We start from the raw sequence: 9422 nt of genomic DNA, 5'->3' as shown, positions 1-9422 counted from the left end.
CTGGACGACGCCGGCCTCGAAGGCGACGCGGCCCGGGCCTTACGTCAGGTCTGGACGAAGCTCAGCTGAAGTCCTTGAAGACGTATGGGTCGATGCGTTGTAGGAGGCCTTCGAACATGGCCGCCGTACCGGAGGCGACGTTCGTGGACGCTGGTGTGGTGGGACCGCCGCCAAGTGGTGGGCCGAGTCCGACGCATCTGATGCTGTCCGGCGCTGCTGCGGCTGACGCTGCTGACTTGTGGGCTGGTACGGCGGTGACTCCGCGCGTGGTTGGCGCGGAACCGGGTGCGGCCAGCGCGGCGAAGTCGGCGTACGCGCTGTACAACAAGGGCAAGGCGGCCCTTGCAGTGCTGGCGTTCCAGCTGGCCGAAAAGCACGGGGTGACCGACGCACTGGTCGCGCAGCAGGTGCGCGCGGACGCAGGTTCACTCCGCGACCCGCAACTGCCGGAGCAACTGCGGGCCGTGGCCTGGCGCTGGGGGCCCGAGTTCGACGAGCTGGCCGAGACCCTGGACGACGCCGGCCTCGAAGGCGACGCGGCCCGGGCCTTACGTCAGGTCTGGACGAAGCTCAGCTGAAGTCCTTGAAGACGTATGGGTCGATGCGTTGTAGGAGGCCTTCGAACATGGCCGCCGTGTGGCGGACTGTGTCGGGGGTCCAGTAGCCGGCGTTCCAGGCGATCAGCACGTTTCCGTCGATCCGCCACTGCAGCTTGGGGTAGTGGAGCAACCACTCGAGCACGCGGGGCGTGAGCAGTGCGCTGGCGTAGCGGTGGTCTGCGGACTGGACCGAGAACGTCCGGTTGAACTCGGCGCTCTCGAACTCGAGGTTGTCCGGCAGCATGGGGTTCTTCGGGAACACAGCCAGTGGCGGGAGTGCGGCCGGCAGACTCAGCGCAATCACGTGACACTTGGCGGCGGTCGCCGTACGGGATGCCTGGTAGGTGAAATCGCACGCCCACAGCCGCTCGTCGCGAACCATGCGCTCTGCGTTCCCCCGTACGCCGAACGCGCGGTCGGCCGCGGCCGCGAGCCATGGCTCGACAGGTGCTGGTGTGAGACCCACAGCCGCCACGCGGTCCGCAAAGAACGCGCGCTGCCGCCGCTGCACGCGGAGGTAGAGCAGACCGAGCCCCACAGCCAGTACGGCGATGACTACGACTGTGGTGATCACGAGACGCGGTAGTCCGTCAGCACGAACGGCGGGATCCGGTCGATCACACCGGCCATCGCCTCCAGCCGGGTGAGGATGTCGGCCGGCGCGACCTCGCCGTACCCCCAGGAGACGAGTGCGTCCCCAGCGAGGTGCCACTGCAGCTCAGGGTTCTGCAGCAGCCACGCCATCAGCCGTGGCTGCAGAAGAGCTGACGCGAATCGCTGGTCGTCCGCCTGAACCCGGAACCGCTCGTTGAACGCCTGACTCTCCAGCTCGATGTCATTGACACCCGGCAGCACCGAGTCCTTCGACACAGTCAACGGCGGAAGCGCCACCGGCAGGCTGAGCGCGATCAGATGCACCGGAGCCGGCCCCCGGCGCGCAGTGAACTCATAGTCGAGCACCCGCAGCCCCCGCCCACGGAAGTCACCGGCAAACATCTGCGTAGCCCGTCCCCTGACAGTCAACCGCCCAGCAAGCGCAACCAGCCCCGCGTCCACCGGCGCCGGCGACCACCCACAAGAGCCCATCACCTCAGCCCGCCGCCGAATCGCCGCCCGCCGCCTCCGCCGCCGTACCAGGAGTATCACCACCCCGCCCACCAGAATCAGCAGCCCAAACAACCCCGTCCCCACGGGAATCCACCACACGTTCACGAGGTCGCCCAGTTGTCACGGAAGACGAACGGCGGGATCCGGTCGATCACACCGGCCAACGTCTCCAGCCGGGCCGTGATCTCGGCCCCGGTGAGTTCATGGTGTCCCCAGGTCACGAGCATGTTCCCGGCGACGTGCCAGCGCAGGGGGTTGAGCAGCATCCACTCCATCAGCCGTGGCTGCAGGACCGCGGATGCGAACCGCCGCGTGTAGCCCTGGACGCGGAACTTGTCGTTGAAGGCCTGGCTCTCCAGCTCGATGTCCTCGCCGAGGACGCGCTCCATCGGCACGTCCTCCGACACCGTGAGCGGCGGGAGCGCGCCGGGCAGCCTCAGCGCGATCAGGCACGCCTCCGGCGATTCTTCGGTCGAGCCGAACTCGTAGTACAGAATGAACAGACGCCGCCCGCGGAAGTCGCCGGTGAACATCTGCGTCGGCTGGCCCTGGAGGCCCAGCAGCGTGCCGAAGGCGACCAGCCGCGGATCCGGTGGAGCCGGAGACCATCCGTTCCACGCCATCAGGGCGGCCCGATACACCAGTGCTCGACGCCGTCTCCGGTAGCCATCGACGAGCACCACGCCTACGAACACCGTGGCGAGCAACAGGATCACCAGGACGGCCGCGCGCCCGAACTCCTCCGCACTCACAAGGGTGCGCCGTAGTCGCGGAGGACGAAGGGTGGGATGTGATCGATGACGCCGGTCATGGCTTCCAAGCGGGCCAGTACGTCGGGGACGGTGAACTGTCCGTAGGCCCAGGAAACCAGCGCGTTTCCGGCGAGCTGCCACTCCAGGGCGGGGTTGAGCAGCATCCACTCCATCAACTGCGGGTGCAGTACGGCGGATGCGTAGCGCGGGTCCGCGCAGTCGATCTGGAAGGTGTCGTTGAAGGCTTGGCTCTCCAGCTCGATGTCGTTGCCGAAGGCCCGTTTCAGGGTGGAGTCCCGCGACACTGTGAGCGGTGGCAGCGCGGCCGGAAGGTTGAGGGCGATCAGGTTCACGTGGTGCGTCTGGCTGCTCTTGCCGTTGCTGGTGGTGTACATGTACTCGAGGACGCACAGACCCCGGCCGCGGAAGTCACCGGCGAACATCTCGTGCGCGCGCCCCTTCGCGTACAGCCGCGCCGCGACCTCTTGCAGCCACGGGTTGGGCGGCGCCGGGTACCAGCCGTACTGCGCCATCGCGTTCCCGCGCTCGACCAGCCACGCGCGGCGACGCTTGGTATAGGCAATGAGCGCCAGTGTCACCGCGACAATCACCACGGTGGACGCCAGCAACACGATGACGAACGGCCCGATCACGTTGACAACCTAGTCGAACCCGGGGACCAAGCCGCGCGGATCCTCGTCCGGCGGCAGCGTGGTGGATCGGCCGTAGTCGCGAAGAACGGACGGAGGGAGCCGGTCGGCGATGCCGACCAAGGCCCGCACCAACTGCGTCACCTTCAAGGGTACGAACTCCCCCTCGCCCCAGGCGACCAGCGAGTTGCCCGCCACCTGCCATTGCATGTCCCGGAACCGGAGCACCCAGTCCAGGACAGACGGATGAAGCAGGCTCCTGGCGTACTGCTCGTCTGAGGCCCGGACATGGAAGGCGTCGTCGAAAGCCTCGTGGCCGAGGTGCAGATCGTTGCCCTTGATGAACTGTTTCAGGCGCGAGTCGGTGGTGACCGTCAGCGGTGGCAGCGTGAGCGGCAAGGTGACGGACACCAGGTGCACGACTGGCGGCCCGGCGGCTCGGCCGTTCCGCTGCTGCCGACCGGGCAGGACGTACTCCAGCACGCACGCCGTCATTCGGTTCGGGAACTGGAAGGCCCACATCTCACGCGGCTCACCGGGCTCGTAGAGCTGAGCGGCCACGTGGCAGAGCCACTCGTTCGGGGGCACCTTGTGAAGCCCCCGCAGCGTCATTTGCACCTGGCGCTGGTCCGGGTGCAGGTTGAGCTGGGCGATGATCTTGTCGCGGACCAGGACGATGGCCGCCATCAACCCGCCGGGGCGGGGGCTGTTGGGGTCGTCCATGGACGCGACTCTAAGTCGTGCAGGGGTCCGGCGCCGGGCCCCTGCACGCTCAGTGTTGTTACGGCTGGACGGTGAAGGTGTAGGTCTTCTGGCCGGTGGTGATGGCGGTGCCGCCGGCGGTGGTGGCGGTTACTTCGAAGACGGCGGTGTAGGTGCCGGCGGCTTCGAAGGCCCAGTTGGCGTGGGCGTGGGTGTTGATGGCGATGGAACGGGTGTCGGGCAGGCCGTTGCCGCTGTCGAACCAGACGGTCGGCGTACCGAACGTGTTGGTGGTGTAGACGGCGACGTCGTCCGGTCCGCTGACCGAGACCAGCTTCACGGCGACGGCGTTACCGGACAGGACGCCGCTCGGGACGTCCTCGGTGTTGAAGCCCGGCCAGACGATGTTGCTCGCCTGGGTCTGCGGGAGGATCCACACCGGTGCGCCCGCCGTGCCCAGGAAGGCGTACGCCGAGCCTGACGGCACTGTGGTCTTGCTGGCCGACACGGCGTTCAGTACGACGTCAGCCGGGGCACGGTCGACGGCCGGAGTGACGGTGCTGTCCTTGAGGTCCAGGGTGAGCGCGGACCCGGTCCAGTCCACGTCGATGGCGTCGACGTGACCGGTGGAGATCGTGGTGAGCGCGAAGGCCGGGGTCACCGACAGAACGGTCGCAGCGAAACCGGCGATCAGGGCGCCGGCCACTCCACGGGCCTTCATGCCTGCACCTTGAAGGTGTAGGTCGCGACGGCCGAGGTGACGGTCTGGCCGGTGGCGGCGAGCGTGCCGCGCACCTTGAACTTCACCTTGTAGGTACCGGCCGCCTCGAACGCCCAGTTGGCGTGCAGGTGGCCGCCGGCCGTCGTGTTGATGGTGTCCGGCAGTCCGTTGCCGCTGTCCGCGAGCCGGGTCGGCGCGCCGAAGGCGTCGGTGGTGAAGATGCTGAAGTCGGCCGGGCCGTAGACGCCGACCAGGATGACCTTCAGTGCGTCGTTGGTGAACACGCCCGAGGCGATCTCCTCGGAACCGATCCCCGGCCACAGCAGGTCCGCGTCCTGGACCTGCGGCAGCACCCAGGCGGAGCTGCCCGGCTGCCCGAGGAAGCTGTACGCCGGGTCGTCCGGTACGGCGACCTTCGAACCGGGCTTGGCGACGAGCTGCACCTCGGCCGGGGTGTACTCGGTCGCGCTCTCCTCGTCGTGGACGTGCACGTTGAACGCGTTGTCCTCCCAGGCGATGCCGACGACGTCGACATGTCCCTGGTCGAGGACGACCGAAGTGGTGGCGGTCGCTGGGACGGCGACAGCGGTGAGCGCGAGGACTGCCGCAGCGGACAGCACCACGCGATAAGGCTTGCGCATGTGTGTTTCCCTTTCAGGGTTGGACGGAAACCGCAACCGCCTTCGTCGCGTGGGCGCGCGACGTACGGCGGGAGAGCAGGCCATGCCGGGGTGCGAACACCCAGCACGCGATGAACACCGCGGTGGCGGTGAGGACGATCAATCCACCGGCGGCGAGGTTGAAGGCGTAGGACAGGTAGAGACCGGTGAGCCCGGAGACGGCGCCGATCACCGGCGCGATCACCATCATCACGCCGATCCGGTCGGTGAGCAGCCGGGCGCAGGCGGCCGGCGTGATCAGCAGTGCCAGCACGAGAATGTTGCCGACGGCCTGGATCGAGATGACGATCGACACCGTCACCATCGCGTACATGGCCAGGTCCAGCCAGAAGATCGGCAACCCGACGGATCGCGCGGTCTCCCGGTCCAGCCCGACCGTGACGAACTCCTTGTGCAGTGCGGCAGTACTGAGCAGCAGTACGGCGCCGCCGATCGCGACCGTGACCACGTCGGCGTTGCCGATGCCCAGCACCGATCCGAACAGGAACGATTCCAGCGAACCGCCGTACCCGGGCGCCGTACTCATGATGACGATGCCGAGACCGAACGCACCCGCGAAGAAGACGCCGATCACAGTGTCCTCCTTGAGCCGCCGGTTCTGCGAGAACACGGCCACGGCCAGTGCGGTGATCAGTCCGGCAACGATGCCACCGAGCACCAGGCTGGTCTTCAGGACGAACGCGATCGCGATCCCGGGGAACACCGCGTGCGCCACCGCATCCCCGATGAACGCCATGCCGCGAAGGGCGACGTGCGTGCCGATGACGCCGCAGACGACGCCGGACATCAGTACGACGAGGAACGCGCGCTGCATGAACACGTGCGACCACGGCTCGGTCAGGAACTCGATCATCGGGTCACTCCCAGGCTGTGCAAGAGCTGCTCGGATCGCGCGACCCCGAAGGCCCGCAACCAGATCGCGGGATCCCGCAGCTCGTCCGGCGAACCGTCGGCGACGACCGTGCCGTTCAGCAGGCAGAGCCGGTGGCAGGTGTCGGCCGCGGCCGGAAGGTCGTGCGTGGTCATCAGGATCGCGGTGTCCTCGGCGGTCAGATCCTTGAACAACCGCGTGAGAATCTCCTGCGTCGGTACGTCGAGACCGGTGAACGGCTCGTCCAGCAACAGCAAGCTCGGCTTGAGCGCAAGTGCCCGCGCAACCAGAACTCGTTGCCGTTGGCCACCAGATAGCTCACCGATGGGCCGATTCGCGAGGTCAGTCAGGTCAACACGTTCCAGCGCTTCCTGTACGGCGTCGCGGTCGACCTGCCCCGGCCTCCGGAGCCAGCCGATGCGGTGCGTGCGTCCGGTCATCACCGCGGTCCGGACCTGGACGGGATAGTCCCAGACAAACTCGTGCCGCTGCGGCACGTACCCGATCGAACCGCGCGCGTCCTGAGGGGTCTTGCCGTCGATGGTGATGCTTCCGGCGGTGATCGGCAGCAGCCCGAGTACCGCCCGCAGCAAGGTGGTCTTGCCGGCGCCGTTCGGTCCAATCAGACCGACCTGTTCGGAAGAGCTGATGGACAGGTCGACGTCTTCGAGCACCTGACGACCGCCGAGCTCGACGGCTACTCCGGTGACGTTCAGTACGGTCATGCGCGTCTCCTGAGCACGACGAAGCCGGTGGTGGCCAGGACGAGCACGCCGGCTCCGGCGATGAACCACCACAGTTCGATGCGTTGGCCCTCAGCATCCGAATCCGTATCCGCGGCCGCCGGGGCGGTCGCCGGAACAGGAGTCGCTGTGGGCGTCGGGGTCGGCGTCGCGAGCGCCGTACGGGCGTCTCCGTCGCCGGCGTAGACGTGGAGAGTACGGCGGTCGGTGACCGAGCTGCCGTCGGTGAGTTTGGCGGTCATCGCGACGTCGAGCAGATAGGTGCCCTGGGCATCGAATGTCCAGTTGCCGTGGACATGCGTGTTGACGTCGACCCCGGTCTGCTGCGGGAACGGCTTGCGGCTGTCGAAGACGGGCTGCGGCTTGCCGAAGTCCGAGTTGAGAAACAGCGTGAACGTGCCCGGACCACGCACACCTTCGAGCGACCAGGTCACCTCGCGATCGACCTTGGTGGCAACCTCGGTGTCCTGCGTGTTCCAGCCCGGCCAGACGATTCCGTCTTGCTGGACCTGCGGAATCACCCAGATCGACTGCCCCGGCTTGCCGAGGAACTGGTACGCCGGATCGGCCGGTACGGCGATCTTCGCCTTACTGGTCGCTTGCAGGACAACCGTGTCGAGGTCACGCCAGGTCGCAGGATCGGTGGTGTCGTCGCGGAGCTGAACCGTCCACCGGCCGTCGACGAACTTCGGGCCGAGGTCGACATGACCGTTGCTGATGACAACTGGTTCGGCTGTCGGTGCCAGCGGCGCTACTGCGAGCAGGAGTGCGGCGAGGAGCTTCATCGGTGGTCTCCCAGGCAGCGCTTCAGCTCGTCGGCGTTGTGACGCATCATGTCGACATAGGTCCTTGCTTTGTCGTCGAACGTGTCGCCGTACAGCGAGCAGACCTGGACGCCCTGGTCGCGGGCGACCTGGATCAGGACGGATGCGCGCTGGGCGAGGTTCGGCTCGGTGAAGACGGCTGGGACGCGCAGGTTGCGGATGGTGTCGGACAGTTTGCGGACCTGCTCGACACTCGGTTCCTGCGCCGGGTTCGGCACGACGAAGCCGGCGACGGTCATCTCGTACGCCGAAGCCAGGTACCCGAACGCGTCATGCGTGGTGATGAGCTGGCGCCGATCGGCCGGGATGGTGGCGAGCGTCGTACGGACGTATTCGTCGAGCTCGTCGAGTTTGCTCAGGTAGGTCTTGGTGTTCGCCTCGTAGGTCTGCTTGCCGTCCGGGTCTTGCGAGATCAGGGTGTCGCGCATCAGTTGGACGTAGGCCTTGGCGTTGGCGACGTCCTCCCACAGGTGCGGGTCGATCTCGCCGTGGACGTGCTTGCCGAGGACGGCCTGCGGCAGCTGGTGGATCTGACTGCCGGCCTTTCCGAGGAACGAGAACCGCGGGTCGTCGGGGATCGCGACGAGAGCCTTGTTCGGTACGTCGATGACCACGTCGGCGGCGGGGACCTGCGACTGGGCCGCGCCGACCTTCTTGGCGTCCGAGAACGCGTTGACCTGACCGGAGTCGAGGTCGACGGTGAGGTCGGTGTGCCCCTCGCCGAGAACCGTGGCCTTACCGCCGGACACCGGCTTGACCGAGTGCGGGTCGACGCCGACCGCGAACGTGAAGGTGCCTTCGCCGAGCGGCTGGAGCTTGCCGTCGTTGTTGTCGAGGCTGCCTGTGAGCGTGAGGTGGTAGACGCCGGGCTTGGTGAACGCCCAGTTCAGGTGCGTGTGCGCGGCCGGGGGGAGCGTCGTACTGTCGGATTTGTCGAGGCCGTCGGTGGAGTCGAAGTAGCGATCCGGCTGGCCGAGGGATTCGGTCAGGTAGGCGACCAGTTGGCCGGGGCCGTCGAGTTTGGTGGCTGCTAGCTGGACGGAGGACGTTCTGGTGGCGCCGCGTTGTTTGCCGGTGCCGCGGACGCGGAGGCCTAGCCAGAGGACGTCGAGGCCGATGTTCTCGACGAGCGGGATCACGTGCGCGCCGTACGACTCGGCCGCTTCCGCGAGGGACACGTTGGGGGCGTCCTTGGCGGCGTTCGCGTCGATGGTTTTGATCAGGCTCTGGGGTTCGAGCAGCAGGTGGTTCGTGAACGTGACGTCCGCTTTCGCTACTCGCTTCGCGTCGGCCGGGGTGGGTTCGTACGAATGCGGGTCACCACCGGGTGGGACCAGCGAAGTAGCGGTCACCCGCTCGCCCCCGACCTGTTGCACGAGGTCAGCCAGGATCTCGGTGGTCGTGACGACGTTGAGCTTCCCGTCACTACTTGCTGCTGTGGACGTGCATCCGGTGAGCAACGTCAGCGTCAGCGCTGCCGCAATCGCCCGCCTCACTTGGCGCTCCGTCGGGTTGCCACGAGCAGTGCGCAGCCCAGCAGGATGAACAGTCCTGCTGCCACAAACCACCCAACCCCTACGTCGGCCCCGGTCGCCGCCAACCTGCACCCCGAACCCTCACCCGCAGCCCGCACCACGTCCCCGCCACTTTGGGCACCCATCGACCACTGGGCGGCCGTTCGCGTGGTTGAGGGGTGCTCAAGGTGGAGGGCGTTGGCGCCGCCGGTGGGGGCTACTAGTACGCGGAGGGTGTTGGTGGTGTGGGAGGTGGGGG

The 9422-nt window shown here is 67.3% G+C and carries 13 protein-coding genes; 1 reads left to right on the top strand and 12 read right to left on the bottom strand.

All coding sequences use genetic code 11. The features are described from left to right. Positions 1-116: 116 nt before the first annotated feature. Positions 117-578: a DUF1932 domain-containing protein gene (locus E1261_RS40295; RefSeq protein WP_238176745.1), complete on the top strand. Its 462-nt coding sequence runs from the start codon at positions 117-119 to the stop codon at positions 576-578. Here E1261_RS40295 and E1261_RS40290 read toward each other — a convergent pair. The 12 genes from E1261_RS40290 to E1261_RS46690 form a co-directional block, all read right to left on the bottom strand. Beyond that, a complete protein-coding gene (locus tag E1261_RS40290) occupies positions 571-1173 on the bottom strand; it encodes a hypothetical protein (RefSeq protein WP_132415024.1) in 603 nt (200 codons plus the stop codon). The two genes, E1261_RS40295 and E1261_RS40290, sit on opposite strands and share 8 nt — an antisense overlap. Then, positions 1170-1748, bottom strand: a complete 579-nt coding sequence (locus E1261_RS40285) for a DUF3137 domain-containing protein (protein WP_132415023.1) — start codon at positions 1746-1748, stop codon at positions 1170-1172. The genes E1261_RS40290 and E1261_RS40285 overlap by 4 nt, the downstream gene beginning before the upstream one ends. A gap of 59 nt (positions 1749-1807) precedes the next feature. After that, entirely contained in the window at positions 1808-2458 is a 651-nt protein-coding gene (locus tag E1261_RS40280) for a hypothetical protein (RefSeq protein WP_132415022.1), read from the bottom strand. Beyond that, a complete protein-coding gene (locus tag E1261_RS40275) occupies positions 2455-3111 on the bottom strand; it encodes a hypothetical protein (protein WP_132415021.1) in 657 nt (218 codons plus the stop codon). Before E1261_RS40275 ends, E1261_RS40280 begins: the two co-directional genes overlap by 4 nt. Positions 3112-3120: 9 nt before the next feature. Further along, entirely contained in the window at positions 3121-3831 is a 711-nt protein-coding gene (locus E1261_RS40270) for a DUF3137 domain-containing protein (RefSeq protein WP_132415020.1), read from the bottom strand. 58 nt (positions 3832-3889) lie between these two features. Then, positions 3890-4531 (bottom strand): choice-of-anchor M domain-containing protein, encoded by a 642-nt coding sequence (locus E1261_RS40265; RefSeq protein ID WP_132415019.1) that lies wholly within the window; start codon positions 4529-4531, stop codon positions 3890-3892. Continuing rightward, the gene (locus E1261_RS40260) at positions 4528-5172 is read right to left on the bottom strand and encodes a choice-of-anchor M domain-containing protein (protein ID WP_132415018.1); all 645 of its coding nucleotides are present in this window, start codon (positions 5170-5172) and stop codon (positions 4528-4530) included. The genes E1261_RS40265 and E1261_RS40260 overlap by 4 nt, the downstream gene beginning before the upstream one ends. Positions 5173-5185: 13 nt before the next feature. Beyond that, a complete protein-coding gene (locus tag E1261_RS40255; RefSeq protein ID WP_132415017.1) occupies positions 5186-6064 on the bottom strand; it encodes an anchored repeat-type ABC transporter permease subunit in 879 nt (292 codons plus the stop codon). After that, complete coding sequence (locus E1261_RS40250) at positions 6061-6807, bottom strand: anchored repeat-type ABC transporter ATP-binding subunit (protein WP_132415016.1); 747 nt, start codon at positions 6805-6807, stop codon at positions 6061-6063. The genes E1261_RS40255 and E1261_RS40250 overlap by 4 nt, the downstream gene beginning before the upstream one ends. After that, positions 6804-7610 carry a TIGR03773 family transporter-associated surface protein gene (locus E1261_RS40245; RefSeq protein ID WP_132415015.1) on the bottom strand — a complete coding sequence of 269 codons (807 nt, stop codon included), beginning with the start codon at positions 7608-7610 and terminating at the stop codon, positions 6804-6806. The genes E1261_RS40250 and E1261_RS40245 overlap by 4 nt, the downstream gene beginning before the upstream one ends. After that, entirely contained in the window at positions 7607-9145 is a 1539-nt protein-coding gene (locus E1261_RS40240) for an anchored repeat ABC transporter, substrate-binding protein (protein ID WP_132415014.1), read from the bottom strand. Before E1261_RS40240 ends, E1261_RS40245 begins: the two co-directional genes overlap by 4 nt. After that, on the bottom strand, positions 9142-9422 hold a 281-nt coding region (locus E1261_RS46690), incomplete at its 5' end, for an LPXTG cell wall anchor domain-containing protein (protein WP_238176744.1). The genes E1261_RS46690 and E1261_RS40240, both read right to left, overlap by 4 nt.

The sequence above is a fragment of the Kribbella albertanoniae genome (genome assembly GCF_004348455.1).
Classification (GTDB): Bacteria; Actinomycetota; Actinomycetes; order Propionibacteriales; family Kribbellaceae; genus Kribbella; species Kribbella albertanoniae.
This window is presented reverse-complemented; position numbering and strand designations above follow the sequence as displayed.

What these genes read in the sequence shown, in the direction of transcription:
- E1261_RS40270 (WP_132415020.1), bottom strand. Translation starts at nt 3,831, where the DNA reads ATGGACGACCCCAACAGCCCCCGCCCCGGCGGGTTGATGGCGGCCATC.
- E1261_RS40250 (WP_132415016.1), bottom strand. Translation starts at nt 6,807, where the DNA reads ATGACCGTACTGAACGTCACCGGAGTAGCCGTCGAGCTCGGCGGTCGT.
- E1261_RS40265 (WP_132415019.1), bottom strand. Translation starts at nt 4,531, where the DNA reads ATGAAGGCCCGTGGAGTGGCCGGCGCCCTGATCGCCGGTTTCGCTGCG.
- E1261_RS40295 (WP_238176745.1), top strand. Translation starts at nt 117, where the DNA reads ATGGCCGCCGTACCGGAGGCGACGTTCGTGGACGCTGGTGTGGTGGGA.
- E1261_RS40255 (WP_132415017.1), bottom strand. Translation starts at nt 6,064, where the DNA reads ATGATCGAGTTCCTGACCGAGCCGTGGTCGCACGTGTTCATGCAGCGC.
- E1261_RS40260 (WP_132415018.1), bottom strand. Translation starts at nt 5,172, where the DNA reads ATGCGCAAGCCTTATCGCGTGGTGCTGTCCGCTGCGGCAGTCCTCGCG.
- E1261_RS40245 (WP_132415015.1), bottom strand. Translation starts at nt 7,610, where the DNA reads ATGAAGCTCCTCGCCGCACTCCTGCTCGCAGTAGCGCCGCTGGCACCG.